The organism is Nonomuraea terrae (assembly GCF_004348995.1).
GTDB lineage: Bacteria > Actinomycetota > Actinomycetes > Streptosporangiales > Streptosporangiaceae > Nonomuraea > Nonomuraea terrae.
Window position 1 is genome coordinate 1 of sequence record NZ_SMKQ01000077.1, and the last position, 25,304, is coordinate 25,304.

Here is a 25,304-nt window from a genome sequence, read left to right on the forward strand (position 1 = left end):
GGGGGGTGTCTTCAGGGGAGCCGGGTTGCATGAGGGCGTCCCGAGCGGCGGCTCACGTCATTCCGAGGGAAAGGCCCGTTCCGGCGGCACGGTCTCACTCCCGAGAGATCATGATTCCAGGGTGCCGCGGAGCTCGAAGTCGTCGAATGTCGTCTTCAGCAGGGAGACGCCGTCATTGGTGGTCCGGGCGAAGATCCCGAGGTAGCCGTTCCCGATCCCGTTCGGGTCCTCCGCCTGCTGCACCCGCTCGCCGTTCACCCACATCGTCAGCCGCATGGACGTGCCCACCCGCTCGCACGCCACCGTCAGCCGCACTCTGCCGGGCAGGGCGGCCACGTGGACGGGCTCCGCCAGCGTGGCGCCCGCCCCGGCGAAGACCCGCCGGATCCGGGCCTTGCCCGTCGTGTCGAGGCCGAACTCGTAGTACGACCCCTCCTTGGTGCTGTGGCAGTAGAGGCCGTACTCACCGATGCCGCTGGCCTTCCTGACCTCGGTGGTGACGCTGATGACGACGGTCTCGGGCAGCGTCGGCATGGGCGCGTCGGGCGGGCCGGGGTACGCGGGCGACGCGGGCGACGCGGGCGACACGGGCGACATGGGCGGCGTGGCGACGAGGAACGGCGCCGGCGCCTGCGCCCAGCGCTCCTCGTCGCCCTCCTCCACGTCGAGCCCGTAGGTGCCGTCAGTGCGGTAGCCGTAGCCGGCCGGCTCCTCGGGGTCGTAGATGCCGGCCCAGCCCCCGGAGGTCTGGGTGAAGTCCTCGGCGTACAGGACGCCCAGGTTGGGCGGCCCGTCCGGAGACAGCAGCGCCCAGGCGCCCGCCCCCGCGGCCAGCACGAGCGCGGCACCGGCCGCGAGGCCCGCGTACAGGCGGCGCCGGCGTGAGGCCGGCGAGGCGGAGTACGGCACGGTGCCGCCCTCCTGCCAGGTCACCTGCGCGGTGTGCGCGACGTGCTCCGGGGCCGCCGATCGCCCGACGAGGTCGTCGAGCAGCTGCTGCGCGGTGGGCCGCAGGGCCGGGTCCTTCTGCAGCGCGGCCCTGACCAGCTCCCGCAGCCCGGGCTCGACGGCCTCCAGGTCGGGCTCGGTGTTGAGCACCTGGTAGACGATCGCGGGCAGCGCCTCGCCGCCGAACGGCGCCCGCCCGCTGGCCGCGAACGCCACCAGGCACCCCCACGAGAACACGTCGCAGGCGGGGGAGACCGGATCGCCGCGCAGCACCTCGGGCGCCATGTAGCGGGGCGTGCCGACCAGCTCGCCGGTGCCGGTGACGCCGCCGAGCGTGTCGAGCGCCCGCGCGATGCCGAAGTCGATCACGCGCGGCCCGACCGGTGACAGCAGCACGTTGGACGGCTTCAGGTCCCGGTGCACGACGCCGGCCGCGTGGATGGCGGTCAGCGCGGTGGCCACGCTCACCGCCAGCGCGTCGAGGCTGGAGCCGCCCATCGGCCCCGACTGCTGGACGGCCTCCTCCAGGTTGGGCCCCGGCACGTACTCGGTCACCACGTACAGCTGGTCGCCGTCGAGCGCCGCCTCGATCACGGCGGCGGTGCAGAACCGGCGCACCCGCTGCGCCGCGTCCGCCTCCCTGCGAAAGCGCATGCGGAACTGCTCGTGCTGGCTGAGCTCCGCGTTGATCACCTTGACGGCGACGTGTTGCCCGGAGGGGTCCTCGGCGAGGTGGACCGTGCCCATCCCACCTCGTCCCAGCACGCTAAGCAGCTTGTAGCGCCCGATGTGGGAGGGTTCACTGCTCACGCCGCGTTAGCTTACCGACACGGAGCGTACCGATGCGGAAATGCGCACTATGTGCGTTCGTCGGCGCGCCGTTCCGAGCAGACCCGCTCCAGCGACGGCAGACCCTCGCGCGGCGAGACGACGACCACCCGGCAGCCCGCGGCCGTGGCCGCCGCGACCCCGGCCGGGCTGTCCTCCACGGCCACGCACCGCCCGGGCGCGGCGCCGAGCCGCCGGGCCGCCTCCAGGTACGGGTCCGGGTGCGGCTTGCCGCGCGCGGTGTCCTCGTTCGCGATGACCAGGTCGAACGCGTGCCCGAGCCGCGGCAGCACCAGCTCCACGATGCTCCGGGGCGAGGCGCTGACCAGGGCCGTCGGGATCGACGCGGCGGCGAGCCCGGCGAGCAGTTCCGGCGCGCCCCGCACCACCGGCAGCTCCCGCCGCAGCCGCTCGGCGAAGGCGTCGGTGAGCCGCGCGGTCAGCGCGCAGACCCCATCAGGCGCGTCGTCGGGCAGGTCGTCGGGCAGGTCGTCGGGCAGCAGGTACGCCGCCACGTCCTCGATCGTGCGGCCGTGGACGTGCGGCGTGTCGGCGGGGGAGAGCGGACGCCCGAGGGACGTGGCGACCGCGTCGGCCGCCTGCCACCACAGGCCCTCGGTGTCCACGAGCGTGCCGTCCATGTCCAGCAGGACAGCGTCGGGGGCGGCCGGCTCAGACCGCATCGGCGGCCACGACGGGAGCGGGCGCGGTCACCGTGCGGGCCGCCACGAGCACCGGCCGCTCGACCAGCCGCACGCCGACGCGGGTGCCCGCGCCGAGCCGGGCGGCCTCGTGGCCGGGCACGTCGGCGAGCACCTCGCCGCCGTCCACGGCGAGCCGCAGCCGTACGGACGCGCCGCGGAACGACGCCGCCACCACCTCGGCCCTGCCGCCGGGGTCGGGCACGACCTGCACGGCCTCCGGCCGGACGAGCACGTCCACGGACGGGTCGGCGGGCACGGGCCCGTCCACCGGAAGCAGCTGGCCGAGCACCGTGACGTGGTCGCCGGACAGCTGCCCGGCCAGGTGGTTCATGGTGCCGACGAACTCCGCCACGAACGGCGTCGCGGGCCGGTCGTACACCTCGGCGGGCGCGCCCACCTGCTCCAGCCGCCCGGAGCGCAGCACCGCCACGCGGTCGGCGACCGACAGGGCCTCCTCCTGGTCGTGGGTGACGAAGATGGTGGTGATGCCGAGGTCGAGCTGGAGGCGGCGGATCTCCTCGCGCAGGCTCACGCGGACCTTCGCGTCCAGCGCAGACAGCGGCTCGTCCAGCAGCAGCACGCTCGGCTCCAGAGCGAGCGCGCGGGCCAGGGCGACGCGCTGCTGCTGACCGCCGGACAGCTGGTGCGGGTAGCGGTCGGCGTGGGTGGGCAGGCCGACCAGTTCGAGCAGCTCGTCGGCCTTCTTGCGCCGGGCGTCGGCGGGCACCTTGCGCACGCGCAGGCCGAAGGCCACGTTGTCGCGGGCGTTCAGGTTGGGGAAGAGGGAGTAGGACTGGAAGACCATGCCCGCGTCCCGTTTGTTGGCGGGGACGTTCGTGACGTCCTTGCCGTCGACCAGCACGGCCCCCGAGTCGGGCCGCTCGAAGCCGGCCACGCAGCGCAGCGCCGTGGTCTTGCCGCAGCCCGACGGGCCCAGCAGCGCGACGAACTCCCCTGGCTCGATGACGAGGTCCAGGCCGTCGAGCGCGACGGTCTTGCCGAACGCCCGCCGCAACCCGCGGAACTCCACCGATGCGGTCATTTCCTCTTCTCCCTACCGAAGACGCTCGACACGGCGAGCAGCAGCAGCCAGATGAGCAGCAGGCTGAGGATCGACACCGCGACCGAGAGCTGCCCCTTGGAGCCCGAGACGGTCACGATCCACACCGCGAACGGCTCGTAACCGAGCAGGCTGGCCACGGTGTACTCGCCCAGCACCAGGGCGAGCGTCAGGAACGACGCGCTGGCCAGGGCCGAGCGCAGGTTGGGCACGATCACCCGGAACAGCACGTACGGCCACGACGCCCCGAGGCTGCGGGCCGCCTCGACCAGCGTCCGCACGTCCATCGTGCGCAACCCGGCGTCCAGCGACCGGTACACGAACGGCAGCACCAGCACGACGTACGCCAGCACCAGCACCAGGGGGAACGCCGGATCCTGCACCGCGATCAGCGTGCCCCAGAACGGCGTCGGCGCCAGCACGTCGACCCCGACGCGCAGCGACGTGCTCAGCCCGGCGACGAACGTGATCGGCGGCACCACCAGCGGCAGCGTGCACAGCACCTCCATCACCGGCCGCAGCCGCGGCGCGAAGAGCCGTACGGCCAGCATCGCGGGCAGCGCCAGCAGCAGGACGAGCACGATCGTGGCGGCGGCCAGGCCGAGCGAGAGCGCCAGCGACCGCGCGAAGCCCTCGGCCGTGATCAGCTCCCCGTACGCCGAGAACGACAGCCCCGAGGTCGGGGTGTAGACGGTGTACCAGAACGAGGCGCCCAGCGGCACCAGGAAGTACACCGCCGCCGGCACGAAAACCATGACGCGCCACGGCCGGGGCCGGGCCGCCGGGCCGGCCGCGCGCGCGGGGACGCGCTCCAGGCCGGTCAGTGCAGCCATCGGGAGGTCCTCCTCTGCAGCGGCAGGTAGATCGCCATCACGATCCCGGCCACCACGACCATGTCGAGGCTGAGCGCGAGCGCGATGTTCTCGTAGCCGATCAGCACGTCGCCGGTCAGCGCGCTGGCGATCTTCAGGGTGACGAGCGGGACGACGGTGCCGACCATGGCGTTCGCGGTGGCGTACGCGGAGAAGGCCCCGCCGAACAGCAGCACCACCCCGCCGAGCATCGCCGGGGTGAGCACCGGCAGCGCGACGAAGCGCCAGTAGTGCCAGGCCGTGGCTCCGTTGTTGGCCGCCGCCTCCCGCCACTGGGGCCGCAGCCCGTCGAGCGCCGGCGCCATGGCCAGCACCATCAGCGGGACCGAGAAGTACAGGTAGACGATGACCAACCCCCAGAAGGTGTACAGGGAGCCGGAAGGCAGCCCGATCAGCCCGCTGACCACGCCGGAGTTGCCGAGCGTGGCGATCCAGAAGAACGCCAGCGGCACCCCGCCGAAGTTGGCCAGCACCCCCGAGGCGGTCAGCACGGCCTCCCGCAGCAGCGCGAAGCGGGAGGTCACGATGGCGTAGGCGAGGAACGTGCCGAGCACGGCGCCGAGCAGCGCCACCACGGCCGACAGTCGCACGCTGCCGATCATGGCGGTGAGGTAGCCGCCCTGCAGGCTCTGCGACACGTTGGTCAGGCTCGGCCGCCCCTGCACGGTGAACGCCCCCACGACGAGCGCGACGGCGGGCACGCCGAACACGAGCGCGAAGAACGCCAGCAGCGGCAGCGCGCCGAGCCAGCCCCTCGAACGGGACCGGTTCATCCGGAGATCGCGGCGTCCCAGCCGCCGGCGACCTTGGCCTTGGCCGCGTTGACCTGCTCGGTGGTCGGGAACTGCGGCGTGCCCTCGACCGGCGGCAGCGCGTCGGCCAGCGCCTGGTCCACGGTGCCGTCCTCGGTCATCGCGGGCAGCATGACGGGGCGGGCGAAGCCCTTGAGGTAGAGGTTCTGGCCCTCGGGGCTGTAGAGGAACTCCTGCCACAGGCGGGCGGCGGCCGGGTGGGGGGCGTCCTTGTTGATGGCCTGGGCGTACATCTCGAAGTACTTGCCGTCGCTCGGGATGTTGACCTGCCAGTCGATGCCCTTGGCGGTCATCTGGGGAGCGTAGGCGGCGTTGTTGTAGTCCCAGTCGATGCTGATCTGGGTCTCGCCCTTCTCGATGGTCGCGGGCGTGGTCTCGACCGGGTTGAAGTTGCCGGCGTCCTTCAGCTTCTTGAAGAAGTCGATGCCGGGCTGGATGTCGTCGAAGGAGCCGCCGTCGGCCAGCGCCGCGGCGAACACGCCGGCGAAGGCCGAGCCGGCCTTGGTCGGGTTGCCGTTCAGCGCGACCTTGCCCTTGTACTCGGGCTCGAGCAGGTCGGCGAAGCTCGTCGGGCAGGTGGCGATCTTCTTGGCGTCGCAGCCGATGGAGACGTAGCCGCCGTAGTCGTTGATCCAGAGGCCGTTCGCCTCCTTCTGGCCCTCGGGGATCTTGTCCCACGCCTGCACCTTGTAGGAGGCGAACAGGCCCTCCGCGGCGCCGCTGAGCGCGAACGACTGGCCGAGGTCGAGCACGTCGGGGGCGCGGTCCTGGCCCTTGCGGGTCTTGACGGCGTTGATCTCGTCGGCGCTGGACGCGTCAGGCGTCTCGCTCTCGATCTTGATCCCGTACGTGGCCTGGAACTTCTCGATGATCTCGCCGTAGTTGGCCCAGTCGGGCGGCAGGGCGATGACGTGCAGCGTGCCTTCCTTCTTCGCCGCCTCGACCAGCTTGTCGAAGCCGCCGAAGTCGGCGGCGGACGTGGCGGTGGCCGCGTTCACCCCTCCTGGCGAGGCCTGGGTGGTCTGGGTGCTCGGGGCGGCACCGCACGCCGCGGTGACGAGGGTGAGGGCGGCGACAACGCCGGCCGCGCGGGCGCGAGGTGTGAACACGACGCCTCCATTTTCCGGGGGGTGTGGCAAGAATCTAGGGGAACTTGTACAAACAAGCGAGCCCTAGTAAGTCGTATAAATGTGGCTCTTCAGTGAATGGACAGGGGCGGAATGGTGGCGCGCTACGAACGGATCGCCGATGAGCTGCGCAGGGAGATCCTCTCCGGCGTCCATCCGGTCGGTTCCCAGCTCCCGAGCGAGGCGGAGCTCGCCGAGCGCTACGGCGCGGCCCGCGGCACCGTGCGTCAGGCGGTGGCCGTGCTGGCCGCCGAGGGGCTGGTCGGCTCCCGGCAGGGGGCGCGGCGGATCGTCCTCGGCAGAGTGCGCAGCCAGAGCTTCGCCGAGCTGCACAGCTTCGCCCAGTGGGCCCGCGCCAACGGCCACCGCTTCGGCGGCCAGGTGATCGAACAGTGCCGCCGCCCGGCGAGCGGCGCGGAGTCGGTCAGGCTCGGGTGCGAGGAGGTGCTGGAGGTGCTGCGCCTGCGCTCGCTGGAGGGCGAGCCCGTCCTTGTGGAGCGCACCGTCTACGCCGAGTGGGTGGCGGCCGCCGTCGAGAAGCTCCCCGCCGACTGCGAGTCCGTCACCGAGGCGCTGTACGCCTCCATCGGCCTGGTGTTCGCCTACGGCGAGCACCTCATCGACGCGGTGGCCGCCGGGGCCGTGGACGCCCGGCTGCTGGGCGTGCGCCGCGGCAGCCCGCTGCTGCGTCAGCGCAGGACCACGACCACCCACGAGGGCCGCCCCGTCGAGACCTCGGACGACCGTTACCGGGCGGGCAGCGTGGCCTTCAGCATCCGCAACTCGATCGGCGCCAACCCCCTCGCGCGGCAGGCGGGCGACTTGCGTTTCGAGCGCTGAGAACATATGTTCGAGATATAGCACCCGCCTTCCCCCGGGTGGTTCAGCATAAGGACCGATGCCGCGGGGAGAAGCGTCTTGAGCAGACTCTATGGCGATCCGATCGAGGTGTGGACCAGAGACGGGGAGCCGGCCCAGTTCGTCTGGCGTGACCGGCTCTATCTGGTCCGCCGTGTCCTCGACAGCTGGGTGGTCGCGCGCGAGTGGTGGAAGACCGGCGAAGGCGATCCCGGCGAGCGCCGCTTCTGGCGTGTGGAGGCCAGCCCCGGCCGCGAGGTCGGCTCCTACGAGCTGCGTTACGACACCGCCGGCAACGGCTGGCTGCTCATGAGGGCGTGGGACTGATGGCCGCCCCGTTCCCGCACCTGCACGTGTGCTCCGCCTACTCCATGCGTTACGGCACCGCGTTCCCGGGGGCGCTGGTGGGCCGGGCGCTGGAGCACGGGATGGACATCCTGGCGCTGACCGACCGCGACGGCCTCTACGGCGCGGTCAAGCACGCCCATGCGTGCGCCGAGGCCGGCATCGCCCCGGTGCTCGGCGTCGACCTGGCGCTCGCCGTGCCCGCCTCGGCGTTCACGCCGGTGCCGGGGATGCGCCCGCCCCGCCCGCGCACCGCCCCCCAGCAGGAAGACCGCGTCACGGTGCTGGCCCGCGGCATGGGCTGGTCCCGCCTGTGCCGCCTGGTCACAGCCGCGCACCACGCGGGAGAGCGCGGCGCGCCCAAGGTGACCCGCGAGCTGGTCGGCGAGTGGGCCGGGGCGGCCGATCCGCGCGGGTTCGGCGCCGACGACGGCCTCGTGGTGCTGCTCGGGCCGCGCTCCGACGTGGGCCGCGCGGTCGCCGAGCGGCGCGACGAGCACGCCAGGACGCTGCTCGGGCTGTGGCGCGCCGCGGTGCCCGGCGTGGTCGTCGAGCTGGTCGACCAGTACGGCTTCCGCGACGCCAACACGGCCGTGCGCATGCTGGGCCTGGCCGAGTCGATGGGCGTTCCTGCCGTGCTGACCAACGCCGTGCGCTACCTCGACCCGGCCGACCACCAGGTGGGCGACGTGCTCGACGCCGCCCGCCAGCTCGTGCCGCTGCATCCGCGCCACCTCGACCGCACCACCTCCCACGCCTATCTCAAGAGCGGCAAGGAGATGGCGCAGGTGGCCGCCAAGGTGTGCGCGGGCGACGGGGAGCGGGTGACGCGGCTGCTGGCCACCACCCGGCGGCTGGCCGAGGCGTGCGCGATGGACCCGCTCGACCTGCTCGCGCTGCGCAACAGCCCGCCCGCCCTGCACCTGCCGGAGGTCGGCGGCGACCCGGTGCCGATGTTGCGCGGGCGCGTCGAGGACGGCCTGGCCAGGCGCGGTCTCGGCCGCTCGGCCGAGGCCCGGCGGCGGCTGGCCGACGAGATGGCGATCATCGAGCGCAAACGCCTGTCCGGCTACTTCATCGCCGTGGCCGGCATCACCGACATGATCCGCGGCATGGGCATCCGCTGCGCCATCCGCGGCTCGGGCGCCGGCAGCCTGGTCAACTACCTGATCGGCATCGGCGAGGTCAACCCGCTCGACCACGGCCTGCTCATGGAGCGCTTCCTGTCGGAGGGCCGCGTCGGGCTGCCCGACATCGACGTCGACGTCGAGTCGGCCCGCCGCCTCGACTGCTACCAGGCCATCTTCGACCGCTACGGCGAGAGCCAGGTGGCCTGCGTGTCCATGATGGAGACCTACCGGGCGCGCAGCGCCATCCGCGACGTCGCAGGGGCGATGGGCCTGCCGCCGCACGAGATCGACGCGATCGCCAAGGCGTTCCCCCACATCCGGGCCAGGCAGATCACCGCGTCCCTGCACGACCTGCCCGAGCTGCGCGAGAGCCGGCTCGGCGAGGCCGGGCTCGACCGGGTGTTCCGGCTGGCGGAGAGGCTCGACGGGCTGCCCCGGCACATCGCGCTGCACCCGTGCGGCGTGCTGGTGGGCAACGCCGGGCTGCGCGACCGCACGCCGGTCGAGCGCAGCCTGCTGGAGTTCCCGATGTCGCAGTTCGACAAGGACGACGTGGAGGAGGCCGGGCTGCTCAAGCTCGACGTGCTCGGCGTGCGGATGCAGTCGGCGATGGCGTACGCGCTGAGCGAGATCGAGCGCGTGGACGGCGTCGTGGTCGAGCTCGACCGCCAGAGCGGCGACGACTCCGACTCCCGGCCCGGTGTCCAGTACGTCCCCCACGACGACCAGGACACCTACGACATGATCTGCGCCTCCCGCACCCTCGGCTGCTTCCAGATCGAGTCGCCGGGCCAGCGCGAGCTGGTGGCCAAGCTGGAGCCGCGCAAGATCCACGACCTGATCGTGGACATCTCGCTGTTCCGGCCCGGACCGGTCAACTCCGACATGGTCACCCCCTACCTGGAGGCCCGGCACGGCTGGCGCAAGCCGTACTACCCGCACGAGCGGCTGCGCGAGGCGTTGAAGGAGACCCACGGCGTCGTGGTCTTCCACGAGCAGGTACTGAAGATCATCTCGGTGATGACCGGGCGCGACCTGTCGTTCGCCGAGATGTTGCGCCGCACGCTCGACACGCCGGAGGGGCGCGACCGGGTGCGCCGGGCGTTCGTCCCGCTGGCGCAGGCCAACGGCTTCGACGACGCGGCCGTGGAGCAGGCCTGGAAGGTGCTGGACGCGTTCGGGGCGTTCGGGTTCTGCAAGGCGCACGCGGCGGCGTTCGCGATGCCCACCTACCAGTCGGCGTGGCTGAAGCGGCACCACGCGGCGGCGTTCTTCGCCGGGGTGCTCACCCACGAGCCCGGCATGTACCCGCCGCGCGTCATCATCGACGAGGCCCGGCAGTGCGGGGTGAAGATCCTGCCCCTCGACATCAACAAGTCGGGCCGGCACTGGCAGGTCGAACACCTCGGCCCGCGCGTCCGCGTCCGCGTGCGCCCCTCCGAGCTGGGCCCCGCCGCCGACCCGCGCCGGCGGGTCGACGACTTCCGGATCAGCGAGATCGGCAAGGGGTACGCGCTGCGGGTGCCGTTCTCGGCGATCAAGGGCGTGAGCGAGGCGGAGGTCGATCGCATGGTCGCCGGGCAGCCGTACACGTCCATGGCCGACTTCTGGGATCGCGCCCGGCCCTCGCGGCCGACGCTCGAGCGGATCGTCCAGGTCGGCGGCCTCGACGCGCTGCACGACCTGCACCCGGGCGGGCCGCGCTGGCGGCCGGGCGAGCTGACCCGCCGCGACCTGGTCGCCCGGGTGGGCGAGCTCCACCGGCTCTCGGCGGCAGGAGTGCGGACGGGCCCGCGCAAGTCCCGGCGTCACGGCCCCCACGCGGCCGGCCCGCCGCCCGGCACCGAGGCCGTGCAGCTCCCGCTCGGCTTCAGCGAGCACCTGCCGCCGGGGGAGCTGCCCGAGATGACCGAGACGGAGATGGTCGAGGCCGAGCTGGAGATCCTCGGCATCGACGTCAGCAGGCACGTCATCAGCTTCTACGACGAGCTGCTCGACGAGCTCGGCGTGGTACGTTCCAAAGATCTTCTCCACCGGCGCAACGGGCAGGAGATCCTGGTCGCGGGGGTCAAGGTGGCGACCCAGACGCCCGCCGTGCGCTCGGGCCAGCGGGTCATCTTCACCACGCTCGACGACTCGACCGGGCCGGTCGACCTGACGTTCTTCGAGTCGGTGCAGGGCAGGTGCGCCTCGACCGTGTTCGGCTCGTGGCTGCTGCTGGCCAAGGGGGTGGTCCGGCGCACGGGCACGCGCGCGGTGTCGTTGCGGGCCGTCGACTGCTGGAACCTGGCCGACCTCGCCGCGCTGTGGCGCTCCCGGGGCATCGAGGAGGTCCGCGCGCTCGTCGCCCGGACGCCGGAGGAGTCGGAGGCGGTCGGCGGACGCGCGATCGAATACGCCAACGGCTTCCGCCTGTCGCCCTACGCCGACCTCGGCCCCGCCGTCACCACCCCGCCCGGCCGGCTGTGGCACGCCAGCCCCGGCAGCTCCGGCCCCACGGCCGCCTGACGCTCCTCGCCGACGGCGGCCGGCCCGCGCCGTCTGACGCTCCTCACGTGCCTGGCCACGCGGTGAGCGCGTCTAGCCCTCCTGGAGGGCGCTCGGCTGGCCGATCGGGGAGGAGCCCTGGGCCGGGTGCGGGGCGAACGCGCGGACCCCGGCGGGGTCCGCCGGGCGGCCCGAGCGGGCGGCCCGCTGCAGGCGGGTCAGCTCGCGCACGGTGGCCGCGCACAGCAGCGCCGCCAGCGCCGCGCAGGCCAGCTCCGGCACCCCCACCCCGGTCAGGTCGCCCTCCGAGGTGCCCAGCGGCAGCCGGATCGTGATCAGCGCGAGCGTGGCGAGCCAGCTCAGCCACCAGCCCAGCAGCAGCGCCAGCCACCGCCCGCGGCCGCCCGCCGGGGGCCGGGTGCCCCGCCACACCGCGTCGACCAGCACCGCGGGGGCGAACAGGTTGACGCCGGGCACCAGCCACGCCACGGCGACCGGCCCCGTGGCGGCCGAGCGGTCGTTGGCCTGCCGCGCCCGTACCAGCCACGTCACGTACGCCACCCCGGCGGCGATCGAGGCGCCGGCCACCAGCATCATCAGCACCGCGAACACGGTCACCGCCCCCACCACCGCCTCGGCGTCGGCCCCTTGGGGACGCCCGCCGAACGCGGCGAGCCGGGCGGCGAGCTCACGGCCGCGGGACTGTTCGAAGGTCACGAGGGCGCCGAGGGAGAGCACCTGAGCGGCGAGCGTCACGTATACGGCCGAGGCTGCTCTCGCCGGCACTGCCTGGGTGTAGCGCACCTTGATCTCCCCCCGGGCCTTGCGCTGAGGTTCTCATTCACTTGTATCCCGGGAGCCCCTCGGTTAATCAGCTCACCACGCCGGATTCCCACGCCCAAGCAGCGATTTCCACCCGATTACGGACGCCGAGTTTGGCCTGGATGCTGCCCAGATGCGTCTTCACCGTGGACAGTGACACGAACAGCTCCGCGGCCACCTCCTGGTTCGTCCGCCCCCTGGCGACCAGGCGCACGACGTCGAGCTCGCGCTCGGTCAGCGGGTCGCGCGTGTGCGGTACCGTGCGCCGGGGCTTGGACAGGTGCTGCAGCAGCCGTACGGTCACCGACGGCGACACCAGCGCGTCGCCCGCCGCGGCGGCCCTGACGGCCTCGATCAGCAATGTGGGCCCGCTGTCCTTGAGCAGGAACCCGGTCGCGCCGGAGCGCAGGGCTCCGTAGATGTACTCGTCGAGGTCGAACGTGGTGACGATGACCACCCGCAGCGGGTTCTCCACGCCCGGCCCGGCCAGGGCGCGGGTCACCTCCAGGCCGTCGAGCTTGGGCATCCGGATGTCGAGCAGGCACACGTCGGGCCGCAGCCGCCTGGCCTCCGCCACCGCCTCGGCGCCGTCGGACACCGCGGCCACGACCTCCATGTCCGGTTGCGCGTCCAAAATCATCTGGAAGCCGGTACGCACCAGGTGCTGGTCGTCGGCGATGAGAACCCGAATAGTCACGGCCCCAACTCTAAGGAGCGGATCGGCCGTTCGGCCGAGGGAGTGTGGACGCACGGCCGATCCGGCGCATGAGGGCCGAGCGCGAGTCTGGTCGGCATGAATGACGTGCTTGTCGGACGGGCCCTGGTGAAGCGGTTCGGGCAGACGGTCGCCCTCGGAGGCGTGGACATAGCGGTACGAGCCGGGGAGGCCGTGGCGATCATGGGGCCGAGCGGGTCCGGCAAGTCGACCTTGCTGCACTGCCTGGCCGGGATCATGAAACCGGACGCGGGCGAGGTGCACCTGCTGGGGCAGCGCATCGACACGATGGGGGAGCGCAAGCGCAGCGAGCTGCGGCGGACGAGATTCGGCTTCGTCTTCCAGTTCGGCCAGCTGCTGCCCGAGCTGCCCGCCGAGGAGAACGTGGCGCTGCCGCTGATGCTGGGCGGCGTGCCGAGGAGCCAGGCGGTACGGCAGGCCCGCGAGTGGTTCGGCCCTCTCGGCCTGCAGACCATGGAGACGCGGCGGCCGGGGGAGCTGTCCGGCGGCCAGGCGCAGCGGGTGGCCATCGCCAGGGCGCTGGTGAGCAGGCCGGCCGTGGTGTTCGCCGACGAGCCCACCGGCGCCCTCGACCAGCGCACCGGGCACGACACCATGCGGCTGCTGGTGGAGGCGACCAAGCACAACGGCGCCAGCCTGATCGTGGTCACCCACGACCCGAACGTGGCCGGCTGGTGCGACCGTACCGTCGAGGTCCGCGACGGGCAGCTGGCCGGGGTGCGCGCGTGAACCTCGCACTGACCTGGCGGCTGCTCAAGGGCGGCGGCCGCCGCGGGATGCTCGGCACCTGGCTCACCCTCGGGGCGGTCGCCGTGTCGACGGCGCTGCTGCTGTTCGCCATCGCCGCCAACTTCGCCTTCCAGGCCAGGGCCGACCGCGGCGCCTGGCGCAACCCAGTCCCGGCCTCCTCGGGCGCGGTGGCGATCGAGGCGTCCCGGTACGACTTCGTCCGGGGGCGGGCGATCAGCGTCGTCGACCTGGCCGCGCTCGGCAAGCAGGCCCCGGCCCCGCCGCCCGGGCTGCCCCGCTTCCCCCGTCCGGGAGAGACGTGGCTGTCGCCCGCGCTGGCGGAGCTGGCCCGGCAACTGCCCGCCGACCAGTTCGCCGCCCGTTATCCCCATCAGGCCGGCGTGCTGGGCGACGAGGCGCTGATCCACCCGGGCGAGCTGGTCGCGGTTGTCGGCCGCGCACCGGACGACCCGGCGATGACCGCCGCCCGCAGCGAGGACTGGATCGTCAGCCAGGCGCCCGTCCGGGTCGCGAGCCTCGCGGGAGCGCCGAGCCAGGACGCCACGAACTACCAGGCGCTCGCGGTCGTCGCCGGCGTGCTCATGGTCGTGCCGCTGCTCGTCTTCGGGGGCGCGGCGGCCCGGCTGACGGTCGCCCGGCGCGACCAGCGGCTGGCCGCGCTGCGGCTGGTCGGCGCGACACCCGGCCAGGTGGTGGGGATGACCGTGGCGGAGGCGGTGATGGTGGCGCTGGCCGGCGCGCTGACGGGCACCGTCGCCTACGTGCTGGCCGCGCCGCTGCTGGCCAGGATCGAGATGCAGGGCGGCCCGTGGTTCGCCGGGGACGTGTTCCCGCCGCCGTGGGTCTTCGCGGCGGTGCTGGTCGCGGTGCCGCTGCTGGTCGGGCTGTCGGCGGTGGCGGGCCTGCGGCGCGTGGTGGTCAGCCCCCTCGGCGTGGCCAAGCGGGAGACCCCGCCCGCCCTGCGGGCCGTGCGGGTCGTCGCCCTGCTGGCGGCGCTTGTCATGTTCCCGCTGCTGACGAGAGGCGCCGGTGTCGCGATCATCGGGACGGCGCTCGCGCTGGTGTTCCTGTGCGTCAACCTGGTGGGGCCGTGGGTCGTCGGCCTGATCGGCCGGATCACGGCCGGGACCGCCCGCGGCCCGGCCCGGCTGCTCGCCGGCCGCCGCCTCGTGGACGACCCGCGCTCGGCCTGGCGGACGGTGAGCGGGGTGGCCCTGACCGGGTTCGTGGCGGGCTTCATCGGCCTGCTCAGCCCGGCGGTGCTCGACCAGCCGCCCGCCGGCCCGCCGCAGCTGCGCGTCCTCGCGCCCGCCGGCCAGGTCGAGCAGGTGGCCCGGCAGGCCCGCGAGCGCCTGCGGGAGTCCGGCCTGACCGCGACCGTCAAGCCGGACAAGAGCCTCGTGGTCGCAACGCTCGGCGGCGCCGCCGACGACGCCGCGCTGGACCGGGCCCGCACCGCGCTGGCCGGGCTCGTCCCGGGGCGCACGCCCACGACGCCCTCCGACGACAAGCGGTTCGGCGATCAGCTTCTCGCCGACGTCCGCGTGGGGACGGTCGTCGTGCTCGCGGTGTCGTTCCTGGTGGCCATCGCCAGTTCGGGCATCACCGCCATGTCGTCGGTGCTGGACCGGCGGCAGACGTACGGGCTGCTGCGCCTGGCGGGCACGCCGCTGGAGCTGCTCGACCGGGCCCGCCGAGCCGAGACGCTGATCCCGCTGACGGTGATGGGCGGCGGGGCGATCCTGGTGGGCGTGTTCTGCGCGATGCCGTTCATGATCGGCGGCATGAGCACGGCGGGGGCGGTCACGCTGGCCGGGTGCGTCGTCGTGGGGTTCGCGGGCGTGATCGGAGCGGGGGCGCTGAGCCGCCCGCTGCTGAGGGCGGTCACCGCCGACCCGGCTCCGCGCCCGGACTGACGGCTCAGCCGAGGACGAGGTCGCGGACGATCTTCAGGGTGGGTTCGTCGCGCGGGCCCATGACCAGCAGGCTCGTCACGGGGCTGCGGCGCCACGGTTCCAGGCGTTCCCTGATCCGTCCGGGCGGGCCGACGAGGGAGATCCCGTCGGCCAGCTCGTCGGGGATCGCCCGGAACGCCTCGTCCCTGCGGCCGGCCAGGTAGAGGGCCTGGATGTGCTCGGCGGCCTCGGCGTAGCCCATCCGGCCGATGATGTCGGCGTGGAAGTTGCGGTGGCGGGCGCCCATGCCGCCGATGTACAGCGTGAGCATCATCTTCACGCCGTCCAGGGCGGCCCGCACGTCGTCGGAGATCACCACCATCACCATGGCGGCCACGTCGAAGCCGTCGGGGGCGTCCGCGAGCGACGCGCCGTACATCTCCTCGATCTTGGAGGGGAACGCGAAGAGCGGCAGCCAGCCCTCGGCGATCTCGGCCGCCAGGGCGACGTTCTTCGGCCCTTCGGCCCCGAGATAGACGGGGATGTCGGCCCTGAGCGGATGCGTGATGAGCTTGAGGGGTTTGCCGGGGCCGCCGGGCAGCGGCAGCGGGTAGTGGGGCCCTTCGCCGATCACCGGCTCCTCGCGGCGCCACACCGTGCGCATGATCTCGACGTACTCGCGCGTACGGGCCAGCGGCTTGGCGAACGGCTGCCCGTACCAGCCCTCCACGACCTGCGGGCCGGAGGCGCCCACGCCGAGCAGCAGCCGGCCGCCGGTCAGGTGGTCGAGGGTCATCGCGGTCATGGCCGTGGTGACCGGCGGCCTGGCCGAGATCTGGGCGATCGAGGTGCCCAGCTTGATGCGGGTGGTGCGCGCGCCGTACCAGGCCAGTGGGGTGAACGCGTCGCTGCCGTACGCCTCCGCGGTCCACACGGAGTCGTAGCCGAGCCGCTCGGCGGCCAGCACGGATTCGGTCGCGTCGTCGCCGTGGCGCTGCCAGTAACCCAGGTTCAGCCCGAGCTTCACGTGACACCTCCGGAACTAAATTCCATTACGGTCCGTAGCACCCGACGTGTCAATGGGATCTTCCGGGGAAGTCACAGCTTGTGCTCAAGGGTCTCTGCCGTCTCGTCTGCCTGCTGCTGTTGCTCCTGCCGACAGCCGAGCCGACGATGGCCGAGGGTGACTCCCGGCCCAACATCGTCGTCGTGATGGCCGACGACCTCGAGTTCGGGACGCTGCCGTACTTCCCGAACATCACCCGGCACCTCGTCTACCAGGGCGTCTCGTTCGACCGGTTCTTCGTGACCAACTCCTGGTGCTGCCCGTCGCGGGCGTCGATCCTGCGCTCGCAGCACGTGCACAGCCACGGCGTGCTGACCAACACCGCGCCCGAGGGCGGGTTCGACCGCTTCCACACCCTGGGCCTGGAACGCTCCACGATCGGCACCTGGATGCAGCAGGCCGGCTACCGCACGGCGTTGATGGGCAAATACCTCAACCACTATCCGGGCGACACGGCCGCCGAGACGCACGTGCCGCCCGGCTGGAACGAGTGGGCCGTGCCCGTGCGCGCCCTTTACGAGGAGTACGGCTACCGGCTCAACGAGAACGGCGTCGTGCGCGACTACGGCTGGGCCGAACAGGACTACCTGTCCGACGTGCTGGCCGGCAAGACCCGCGACTTCATCGGGCGCTCCAAGCAACCGTTCTTCCTCTTCCTGGCGCCGGTCGGCCCGCACAACCCGGCCAACCCGGCCTACCGTCACGCGGGCGCCTTCCCGCTGGCCACCGCGCCGCGCACGCCGTCGTTCAACCAGGACGACGTCGCCGACGAGCCGCTCTGGCTGCGCTCACGGCCCCGCCTCACGCCGGAGCAGGTCGTCGAGGTCGACGAGCGCCACCGGCGCAGGCTGCGGTCGATGCTGGGGGTGGACGACCTGGTCGGGACGGTCGTACGGGCGCTGCGCGAGGCGGGGCAGCTGGACAACACCTACATCTTCTTCACCTCCGACAACGGCTTCCACCTCGGCACGCACCGGCTCAAGCAGGGCAAGACCACGCCGTTCGAGGAGGCGATCCGGGTGCCGCTCGTCGTGCGCGGCCCCGGCATCAAGGCCAACTCCACGGCCTCGCAGATGGGCGTCACCATTGACCTGCCGACCACGTTCGCGGCGCTGGGCGGGGCCACGGCGCCGGCGTTCGCGGAGGGCCGCTCGCTGGTGCCGCTGCTGCGGGGCAAGAAGCCGGCGCAGTGGCGCAGGAACGCGCTGATCGAGTTCGTCCGCCCGACCAACCGCAGCTCCGCCGCCCAGACGCCGGTCCCGGCCTACCAGGCGCTGCGCACCGAGCGGTACACGTACGTGCGGTACGAGACGGGCGAGAAGCAGCTCTACGACCTGCACACCGATCCGTACCAGCTACGTAACCTCGCCGCCTACGCCGACCAGGCGCTGATCGCCAACCTGGACGCCCGCCTGGCCGGCATGGTCGCCTGCTCGGGCGCGAACTGCAGGCAGGCCGACACGCGGCAGTGACCCGTCAAACCGCGAACAACGACGGGTAGGCGTGCGCCAGGTGCTCCGAGACCGCCCGCGCGGCCTCGTCCGGGTCGCCGGTCCTGACCGCCTCCAGGATGCGGACGTGGTCGGCGCGCAGGACCGAGGTGTCCCCGAGGCGCTGGACGGCCTCGACCGAGTAGCGGCGCATCGAGTCGCGCAGTGAACGCATGATGGCCGCCGCCAGCCGGTTGCCCGAGGCGTCGGCGAGCGCGCAGTGGAAGGCCGTGTCGTGCTCCACGAACTCCTCCGCCGAGCCGGCCGCGTCCATCCCGGCCAGCGCCGCGGCGAGCCCGGAGATGTCGGCGCGGGCGGCGGCGGCGCGCGCGGCGGCCCACTGCTCGATCATGTGCCGGGTGTCGATGACCTCGCGCATTTCCAGGCCGGCCAGGCCGAGGTGGAGCCGGAGCAGGTCGGACAGCGCCGAGTCGGGCCGCGAGGTGAGCACCGCGCCCGCGTCGGGGCCGCGGCCCACCTGCGAGGAGACCACACCGAGGGTCTCCAGCACGCGCATGGCCTCGCGTACCGAGGAGCGGCTGACGCCGAGCTGCTCGGCGAGCTGGCGCTCGGCGGGCAGGCGGTCGCCCGCGGTGAGGCCGTCCTCGGCGATACGCCGCTCGATCTGGGCGAGAACGTCCTCGAACGTCCGCGTTCGCTTGACGGGACGCCAGCCGGTGCCGTCCAACGAAGCCTCCCTGATGCTGGCCGAGAATCACCTGATTCGGTATGGTCTGACCATACTGTGGTCGGACCATACCCTGGAAGGAGAGCCGTGCGAGTCGCCCTGTTCGTCACGTGCGTGAACGACACGCTCTTCCCCGGCACCGGCAAGGCCGTCGTGTCGCTCCTGCGCAGGCTGGGCTGCGACGTCGACTTCCCCGCCGCCCAGACCTGCTGCGGGCAGATGCACGTCAACACCGGCTACCGGGCGGAGGGCACGCGCCTCGCGCGGCACTTCACCGAGGTGTTCGCCGGGTACGACGCCGTGGTCGCGCCGTCGGGGTCGTGCGCGGCCATGGTGCGCGAGCAGTACCCGAAGCTGGTCGAGCCGGGCAGCAGAGGGGCGGCGGCGATCGCGGAGGTCGCACCGAAGGTGTACGAGCTGTCCGAGTTCCTGATCGACGTTCTGAAAAAAGAAGACGTTGGGGCATATTTCCCGCACCGGGTGACATATCACCCGACGTGTCACTCGCTCCGCGGGCTCCGCCTGGGTGACCGGCCCACCCGCCTGCTCCAGAACGTCCGCGGCCTGGAGCTCGTGCCGCTGCCCGGCGCCGAGGAGTGCTGCGGGTTCGGCGGCACGTTCGCGGTGAAGAACCCGGCCGTCTCGGCCGCGATGGCCGCCGACAAGACCCGCGGCATCCAGGACACCGGCGCCGAGGTGCTGTGCGCGGCCGACAACTCCTGCCTGATGCACATCGGCGGCACCCTGCGCCGTCAGAAGACCGGTGTCAGGACCATGCACCTCGCCGAGATCCTCGCCTCGACGGAGGACGATTGATGAGCGCGACCTTCATCGGCATGCCAGGCAATTTCCCGGAAAATGCCGCAAAAGCCGTGCAGAACTCGCAACTCCGGTTCAACCTTCGCAAGGCCACGCACACCATTCGCGACCGGCGGGCGAGCGTCGTCGGCGAGCTGCCCGACTGGCAGGAGCTCCGCGCCGCCGGCAAGGCGATCAAGGACCACACCCTGCGCAACCTGGAGCGCTACCTGCTGCGGATGGAGGAGGCCGTCACCCGGGCGGGCGGCACCGTCCACTGGGCGCGCGACGCCGACGAGGCCAACCGCATCGTGACGGACCTGGTCAAGGCCACCGGCGAGACCGAGGTGGTCAAGGTCAAGTCGATGGCCACCCAGGAGATCGGCCTCAACGAGGCGCTCGCCGAGCACGGCATCGCCGCGTACGAGACCGACCTCGCCGAGCTGATCGTGCAGCTCGGCGACGACTTCCCCAGCCACATCCTGGTGCCCGCGATCCATCGCAACCGGTCGGAGATCCGCGAGATCTTCCTCGACCGGATGCCCGAGGTGTCGCCTGACCTGACCGACGACCCGCCCGCCCTCACCGAGGCGGCCCGGCTCCACCTGCGCGAACGCTTCCTGCGCAGCAAGGTCGCCATCTCCGGCGCGAACTTCATGATCGCCGAGACCGGCACGCTGGTGGTGCTGGAGTCGGAGGGCAACGGCCGCATGTGCCTGTCGCTGCCCGAGACCCTCATCAGCGTCGTGGGGATCGAGAAGCTGCTGCCCTCCTGGCGGGATCTGGAGGTGTTCCTCCAGCTTCTTCCGCGAAGCTCCACAGGCGAGCGGATGAATCCGTACACGAGCATGTGGACGGGCGCCGTCGAGGGGCAGGAGTTCCACCTCGTGCTGCTCGACAACGGCCGCACCGACGTGCTCGCCGACGAGGTGGGCCGCCAGGCGCTGCGCTGCATCCGCTGCTCGGCCTGCCTGAACGTCTGCCCCGTGTACGAGCGGGCGGGCGGCCACGCCTACGGCTCGGTCTATCCCGGCCCGATCGGCGCCATCCTGACCCCGCAGCTGCGCGGCATGGGCTCGGAGCTGGACGCCTCGCTGCCGTTCGCCTCCAGCCTCTGCGGCGCCTGCTACGACGTCTGCCCGGTGGCCATCGACATCCCCGAGGTGCTGGTTGACCTGCGGGCCAAGGCCCCGCACGCGGCGGCGGAGCGGGCCGGCATGAAGGTCGCGGGCTGGATCCTGAACGACCACGAACGCCTGGCCAAAGCCCAGCGCGCGGCCACGAAGCTGCGCAGACTCGTACCGAAGCGCCGGCTGCCCGGCCCGCTGTCGGCGTGGACCGACACCCGGGACGTGCCGGAGATTCCGGAAGAGTCGTTCAGAGACTGGTGGGAGCGAACCGGTCGCGGCGAGCGGAGTGGAGGCCCGACGGAGGAGGGGCTCCGCGGAGCGAGTGAGGAGTGGTGAGCGACCCATGGGCAGGGAGCGGAATGAGCGCGCGTGAGGAGATTCTTTCCCGGATCCGTAAGGCCGTCGGGGGCGCCGAGGACGTCGAGATCCCGCGCGGTTACCGCACCGAGCGGCAGGTGGACGACCTCGTGGGCCTGTTCGCCGAGCGGGTGGACGACTACCGGGCGATCGTGCACGTGGTCCCGTCGGCCGAGGTCCCGGCCATGATCGACGCATGCGTCAAGGGCAAGCGCATGGTCATCCCGGAGGGGTTCGGCCGCGACGGCGGCTGGGACGACCTCAGGACGGCCGACGGCGTGCTGACGAACTGCGCCGTGGCCATCGCCGAGACCGGCACCATCGTCCTCGACCACGGCCCGGGCCAGGGGACGCGGGCGCAGACGCTGGTGCCCGACTACCACCTGTGCGTGGTGTGGGCCGACCAGATCGTTCCCGGCGTCCCGGAGGCCGTGGCGCGGCTCGACCCGTCCCGCCCGCTCACCTGGATCAGCGGCCCATCGGCCACCAGTGACATCGAGCTGAACCGGGTCGAGGGCGTGCACGGCCCCCGGACACTGGAAGTGGTGATCAGTACCTGAGGACGGCCGCCACGTCCGAGACGGCGTCGGTGAACCACAGCTCGGCGTCCGTCATCGCGGCCGCCCTGGCCAGGGCGGAGTCGGAGCGTTCCTGGATCGGCTCGTTCACGCCCCAGCGGCGCAGCTCGGCCGGGTCGGTGGCCACCTGCGTGCCGCCCTCGCCGATCCACACCGGCTTCGGCAGCTCGCCGGGCAGCAGCAGCGCGTGCACCCGTCCCTCGCGCAGCGCGTGGCAGACCCGCGCCATCCCGACGGGGCCGTCGGACTCCTGGTGCCGCTCCAGCAGCTCGGCGCGCCTGCGGTCGAGCCACTCGTCGAGGGAGCGCTCCACGTCCTGCTCGAACTGCCCGTGGTCGTCGCGGCTGCCGTGCTCCACCATCGTCACCCGGTCGGCGGACTTCGTGCCGAGGTGGTGCAGCAAGAACGAGCGCGACTTCGGCTCGCCCGCCACCAGGATCACCTCGGTGCCGAGCCGGCGTACCTGCTCGTCGATCTCCTGGGCGGCGGCCACCGCGTTCTTCTCCCACGCCTCGTCCACGGCGCGTTCGTAGCGTTTCTGCGACCAGCCGCCCTGCGCGGTCTTCTGCAGGGGCCACGCGGCGGCCTCCACGGTCGCCTTGCGCGGCGAGCCGCCGCCGAAGGCGGTGAGCTCGGCGCCCGCGTGGTCGATGATGACCCGCAGGTGCGGCACGTTCTCGCCGCGCTGCATGAGCAGGGGCGTCACGTGCGGCAGCGGCGACCACATCGCGAGCTCGCGCGGCGCCCGGTCGAGCGACTCGGCCAGCACCACGTCACCGTGCGTGGCGAACAGCGCCCGCCCGGCGGCGGCCCGCATCGCCTCCTCCCGCAGAGCGTCCACGGTCGCCTTGTCGGCGTGGCCGTCCTGTTCGAGCCGGTCGCGTACGCCGCGCCAGTGGCTCTCCCGCTCCGGCCCGGTCAAGGCGCCCACGTAGACCGACGCGTAGGGGCCGCGGCGTTCGTACAGGGGGCGGATGAAGTCGAGCCGCACGGGTCACCACCTCCCCTGCTCGACGCCGATGCCGAGCGACTGGGCGATGTCGGCCATGTTCTCGAAGTTCCGATCGGGGAGGGCCTCGACCATGTCGAGCACCCGATCGGGCGCGCCCTGGCGCTGGGCGCGCCGCAGCAGATCCTCCTTGGAGGTCGGCCAGTGGGTGTCGCTGAGCCATCTGGCCAGTTCGCTGCGGACGTCCACGTCCTGTTGCGTCATGCCCTCGGGCACACCGGGCTCGTGACCGGGCGGGTACGACTGCGTGGACTCCTCATCGGCCGACCGCATGGCCTCGGGCTCCTTCCATTCCTCGGCGTGCGTCGAACCACCGCCGCGCACCATGCCCTCGGTTTCGTGCTTCTGCTGGTCGTCCATGCGGGGCCCGTGCTTGTCGCTCCCACGTTGCATAGTTCCCTCACTCCTCTCAGTGCGCCCCTACCCCCGCTTTCGTGGGCAAACATCGCCGGTGTGTAGCCTTCCGAGCGTGTTCGATCCCGACGTGAGCATCGCCACCGCCCGGCTCACGCTCCGGCCGTTCGGCCCCCAGGACGAGGCTCGGGTCCGCTCGATCGTGCGGTCCGGCGTACGGTTCCTCCCGCCGGGAGCCCCCTCCGAGCCGTCAGGCGTCCAGCAGTGGCTCAGGAACGGCGTGCACGAGCCGCACCGCGCCGGCCAGGGCATCCACCTCGCGATGACCGGGGCGGACGGGCTCATCGTGGGCGCCGTCAGCCTGTTCAAGACCTCGTGGACGGCCGGCACGACCGAGGTCGGCTACGCCGTCCACCCCCTCCACCGCAACCGCGGCCTGGCCACCGAGGCCGTACGCGCGCTGACGGCCTGGGTGTTCGCCACCACCCGGCTGCGCAGGATCGACCTGACCGCCAACCTGGACAACCTCGCCTCGCTCAGCGTCGCCAGGAAAGCGGGCTTCACCTGGGAGGGCGTGCTGCGCGACGCCGTACTGGAGGAGGACGGGCCGCACGATCTGGTCGTTCTCGGCCTGCTGCGCGAGGACGGCGGCCCGCCCGCTCCGCTGCTGCCCAGGAACAGCCTGCGCACCCCGCGGCTGCTGCTGCGGCCGCCGTCCGAGCAGGACGTCCCCGACCTGGCCGCCACCGGCTCCGACCCGTTCACCCAGGCCATGACCGGTATCCCGCGCGGCTACACCGAGCCGCACGCGCGGGCGTTCATCGAGCACACCGAGCGCATGCGCCTGCGGGGCCAGGGCATCGCCTGGACCGCCGAGGAGCTGGCGAGCGGCCGCTTCGCCGCCAACGTGGACCTGCGCGACCTCGACTGGAACAACAGGACCGCAGAGGTCGGCTACATGACAGCGCCGTGGGCCCGCGGCAGGGGGTACGCGGGGGAGGCCGTGCTGGCCATCGCGCGCTGGCTGTTCCACCGGCACGCCTTCCGCCGGCTCCAGCTGCGCGCCTCGGTGGCCAACACCGCCTCCCAGCGGGTCGCGGAGAAGGCCGGCTTCGTCCGCGAGGGCGTCGCCCGCGCCTCCCTGGACGGCGACGACCTGATCGTCTACAGCCTCGTCCCCTCGGACCTGGACTGAGGGCACAGCGGACTGACCTCCGCACCCTTTGTGAAACCCCTCGGCAACCGTCACCCTTGAGGGAAGGACGGTGAGGCAGTGATGATCACGGTTGTCGGGTGGGACGGATCCGAGCTCTCGGCCACGGCGGTGGCCAGACTGCAGGAGGCCGCGCTCGTCGTGGGGCCCGACGCCCTGCTCGGGCGGCTCGCCCTCACCGCGGTGACCGTGCCCGACGGCTCGCTGTTGCAGACACTCGACGACCACCTCGAACAAGGCGAGGGCCCCGCCGTCGTCCTCGCCGAGGGCGATCCCGGCTTCTTCGGCGTCGTCCGCGCCCTGCGCGCCCACGGCCTCAAGCCGGACGTCCTGCCCGCCATGTCGCCGGTCAGCCGCGCTTTCGCCCGCGCCGGGCTCAACTGGGAGGACGCGCTGGTCGTCGCCCCGTCCGGCCCGGGCGAGCTCGTCCGGGTCGTCAACGCCTGCCGCGCCCACGCCAAGGTCGCGCTGCTCGTCGCGCCCGGCGTCGGCCCCGCGGAGATCGCCAGGGAGCTCGCTCCCACCACGCCCCGCGCGCTGATCGTCTGCGAGGACCTCGGCGGCCCCGACGAACGCGTCACGCACAGCCGCATGGGCGAGGCCACCACCCGGCCGTGGAAGGACCCCGACGTGGTCCTCGTCATCGATCCGCTGCACCGGCCGAAGGAGCCGAGCTGGGTCGCCGGCGCGCAGCCGGGCCCGAAGGAGTGGGCGCTGCCGTTCGAGAGCCGGATCCCGGCCGAGGTCAGGGCGTACATCCTGGCCAAGCTCGGCCCCCGGCTCGGCGACCTGGTGTGGGACGTCGGCGCGGGCGCCGGCGAGATCGCCGTCGAGTGCGCCCGGCTCGGCGCGGCCGTCATGGCCGTCGAACGCGACGGGGAGCTGTGCGCCCGGCTGCGCGCCAACGTGCTGGAACACGGCGTCAAGGTGGCGCTGACCAGGGGCCAGGCCCCGCCCGCGCTGGAGCCGCTGCCCGACCCCGACGCCGTCTACGTGGGCGGCGGCGGCCCCGACGTGGTGGCCGCCTGCGCCGCCCGCGGCCCGCGGGCGCTGGTGTGCGCGCTGCGCAAGGTCGAACAGGTCATCGCCGTGCTGGAACGGCTGCGCGAGCACGGCTACCGCGGCGAGGGCACCCAGATCCTGGCCTCCCGGCTGACGCTCGACCCCGACGGCTCCCACCGGCTGACCGCCGCCGAGCCCCTTTTCGTGGTGTATGCCACACCCGCGCACTCAGCGTGACCTGTCCC

General features: G+C 72.6%; 23 protein-coding genes. 11 read left to right on the plus strand and 12 right to left on the minus strand.

The genetic code is table 11. The features are described from left to right. Window positions 1-108: 108 nt before the first annotated feature. The 6 genes from E1286_RS23600 to E1286_RS23625 are packed head-to-tail and all read right to left on the minus strand — an operon-like array spanning window position 109 to window position 6,333. Window positions 109-1,758, minus strand: coding sequence for a serine/threonine-protein kinase (locus E1286_RS23600; protein WP_246075065.1), 1,650 nt, complete (start codon window positions 1,756-1,758; stop codon window positions 109-111). Between the two features lie 47 nt (window positions 1,759-1,805). Continuing rightward, window positions 1,806-2,459: an HAD family hydrolase gene (locus E1286_RS23605; RefSeq protein WP_132615622.1), complete on the minus strand. Its 654-nt coding sequence runs from the start codon at window positions 2,457-2,459 to the stop codon at window positions 1,806-1,808. Next, complete coding sequence (locus E1286_RS23610) at window positions 2,449-3,522, minus strand: ABC transporter ATP-binding protein (protein WP_132615623.1); 1,074 nt, start codon at window positions 3,520-3,522, stop codon at window positions 2,449-2,451. The genes E1286_RS23605 and E1286_RS23610 overlap by 11 nt, the downstream gene beginning before the upstream one ends. Beyond that, window positions 3,519-4,373: an ABC transporter permease gene (locus tag E1286_RS23615; protein ID WP_132615624.1), complete on the minus strand. Its 855-nt coding sequence runs from the start codon at window positions 4,371-4,373 to the stop codon at window positions 3,519-3,521. Before E1286_RS23615 ends, E1286_RS23610 begins: the two co-directional genes overlap by 4 nt. Continuing rightward, window positions 4,361-5,185: an ABC transporter permease gene (locus E1286_RS23620; RefSeq protein WP_132615625.1), complete on the minus strand. Its 825-nt coding sequence runs from the start codon at window positions 5,183-5,185 to the stop codon at window positions 4,361-4,363. The genes E1286_RS23615 and E1286_RS23620 overlap by 13 nt, the downstream gene beginning before the upstream one ends. Then, on the minus strand, window positions 5,182-6,333 hold the full coding sequence (locus E1286_RS23625; protein ID WP_132615626.1) for an ABC transporter substrate-binding protein: 1,152 nt from the start codon (window positions 6,331-6,333) through the stop codon (window positions 5,182-5,184). Before E1286_RS23625 ends, E1286_RS23620 begins: the two co-directional genes overlap by 4 nt. A 96-nt stretch (window positions 6,334-6,429) precedes the next feature. Between E1286_RS23625 and E1286_RS23630 the strand changes: the two genes are divergently transcribed. From E1286_RS23630 to E1286_RS23640, 3 genes are all read left to right on the plus strand, one after another. Beyond that, on the plus strand, window positions 6,430-7,191 hold the full coding sequence (locus E1286_RS23630; protein WP_246075066.1) for a GntR family transcriptional regulator: 762 nt from the start codon (window positions 6,430-6,432) through the stop codon (window positions 7,189-7,191). Window positions 7,192-7,269: 78 nt separating this feature from the next. Next, a complete protein-coding gene (locus E1286_RS23635) occupies window positions 7,270-7,536 on the plus strand; it encodes a DUF6504 family protein (RefSeq protein WP_165969877.1) in 267 nt (88 codons plus the stop codon). Continuing rightward, a complete protein-coding gene (locus tag E1286_RS23640) occupies window positions 7,536-11,192 on the plus strand; it encodes a DNA polymerase III subunit alpha (RefSeq protein WP_132615627.1) in 3,657 nt (1,218 codons plus the stop codon). Before E1286_RS23635 ends, E1286_RS23640 begins: the two co-directional genes overlap by 1 nt. A 72-nt stretch (window positions 11,193-11,264) precedes the next feature. Here the strand turns inward: E1286_RS23640 and E1286_RS23645 are convergent, their stop codons facing one another. Further along, entirely contained in the window at window positions 11,265-11,975 is a 711-nt protein-coding gene (locus E1286_RS23645; RefSeq protein ID WP_246075067.1) for a DUF4328 domain-containing protein, read from the minus strand. Between the two features lie 67 nt (window positions 11,976-12,042). Next, window positions 12,043-12,690 (minus strand): response regulator, encoded by a 648-nt coding sequence (locus tag E1286_RS23650; protein WP_132615629.1) that lies wholly within the window; start codon window positions 12,688-12,690, stop codon window positions 12,043-12,045. A gap of 96 nt (window positions 12,691-12,786) precedes the next feature. Between E1286_RS23650 and E1286_RS23655 the strand changes: the two genes are divergently transcribed. Both E1286_RS23655 and E1286_RS23660 read left to right on the plus strand, forming a co-directional pair. Next, a complete protein-coding gene (locus tag E1286_RS23655; protein ID WP_132615630.1) occupies window positions 12,787-13,458 on the plus strand; it encodes an ABC transporter ATP-binding protein in 672 nt (223 codons plus the stop codon). Continuing rightward, a complete protein-coding gene (locus tag E1286_RS23660; RefSeq protein ID WP_132615631.1) occupies window positions 13,455-15,395 on the plus strand; it encodes an FtsX-like permease family protein in 1,941 nt (646 codons plus the stop codon). The genes E1286_RS23655 and E1286_RS23660 overlap by 4 nt, the downstream gene beginning before the upstream one ends. Window positions 15,396-15,399: 4 nt before the next feature. Here the strand turns inward: E1286_RS23660 and E1286_RS23665 are convergent, their stop codons facing one another. After that, window positions 15,400-16,401, minus strand: coding sequence for an LLM class F420-dependent oxidoreductase (locus E1286_RS23665; protein ID WP_132615632.1), 1,002 nt, complete (start codon window positions 16,399-16,401; stop codon window positions 15,400-15,402). Between the two features lie 80 nt (window positions 16,402-16,481). On the opposite strand from E1286_RS23665, the gene E1286_RS23670 reads away from it, so the two are divergent. Beyond that, complete coding sequence (locus E1286_RS23670) at window positions 16,482-17,912, plus strand: sulfatase family protein (RefSeq protein WP_246075068.1); 1,431 nt, start codon at window positions 16,482-16,484, stop codon at window positions 17,910-17,912. Between the two features lie 4 nt (window positions 17,913-17,916). Here the strand turns inward: E1286_RS23670 and E1286_RS23675 are convergent, their stop codons facing one another. Continuing rightward, the gene (locus E1286_RS23675) at window positions 17,917-18,618 is read right to left on the minus strand and encodes a FadR/GntR family transcriptional regulator (RefSeq protein ID WP_132615633.1); all 702 of its coding nucleotides are present in this window, start codon (window positions 18,616-18,618) and stop codon (window positions 17,917-17,919) included. Window positions 18,619-18,705: 87 nt separating this feature from the next. Between E1286_RS23675 and E1286_RS23680 the strand changes: the two genes are divergently transcribed. Genes E1286_RS23680 through E1286_RS23690 form a run of 3 tightly spaced genes read left to right on the plus strand, consistent with a single transcriptional unit; the run spans window position 18,706 to window position 21,463 of the window. Continuing rightward, window positions 18,706-19,434: a (Fe-S)-binding protein gene (locus E1286_RS23680; RefSeq protein WP_132615634.1), complete on the plus strand. Its 729-nt coding sequence runs from the start codon at window positions 18,706-18,708 to the stop codon at window positions 19,432-19,434. Next, window positions 19,434-20,882: a lactate utilization protein B gene (locus E1286_RS23685; RefSeq protein ID WP_132615635.1), complete on the plus strand. Its 1,449-nt coding sequence runs from the start codon at window positions 19,434-19,436 to the stop codon at window positions 20,880-20,882. Before E1286_RS23680 ends, E1286_RS23685 begins: the two co-directional genes overlap by 1 nt. 23 nt (window positions 20,883-20,905) lie before the next feature. Next, a complete protein-coding gene (locus E1286_RS23690; protein ID WP_132615636.1) occupies window positions 20,906-21,463 on the plus strand; it encodes a LutC/YkgG family protein in 558 nt (185 codons plus the stop codon). Here E1286_RS23690 and E1286_RS23695 read toward each other — a convergent pair. Next, on the minus strand, window positions 21,453-22,472 hold the full coding sequence (locus E1286_RS23695; protein WP_132615637.1) for a baeRF2 domain-containing protein: 1,020 nt from the start codon (window positions 22,470-22,472) through the stop codon (window positions 21,453-21,455). The two genes, E1286_RS23690 and E1286_RS23695, sit on opposite strands and share 11 nt — an antisense overlap. 3 nt (window positions 22,473-22,475) lie before the next feature. Further along, the gene (locus tag E1286_RS23700; RefSeq protein ID WP_132615638.1) at window positions 22,476-22,883 is read right to left on the minus strand and encodes a DUF2795 domain-containing protein; all 408 of its coding nucleotides are present in this window, start codon (window positions 22,881-22,883) and stop codon (window positions 22,476-22,478) included. A gap of 76 nt (window positions 22,884-22,959) precedes the next feature. On the opposite strand from E1286_RS23700, the gene E1286_RS23705 reads away from it, so the two are divergent. Both E1286_RS23705 and cbiE read left to right on the plus strand, forming a co-directional pair. Continuing rightward, entirely contained in the window at window positions 22,960-24,039 is a 1,080-nt protein-coding gene (locus E1286_RS23705; protein ID WP_165969878.1) for a GNAT family N-acetyltransferase, read from the plus strand. 81 nt (window positions 24,040-24,120) lie between these two features. Continuing rightward, window positions 24,121-25,296, plus strand: a complete 1,176-nt coding sequence (cbiE, locus tag E1286_RS23710; protein WP_132615640.1) for a precorrin-6y C5,15-methyltransferase (decarboxylating) subunit CbiE — start codon at window positions 24,121-24,123, stop codon at window positions 25,294-25,296. The last annotated feature ends 8 nt before the right edge of the window (window positions 25,297-25,304 follow it).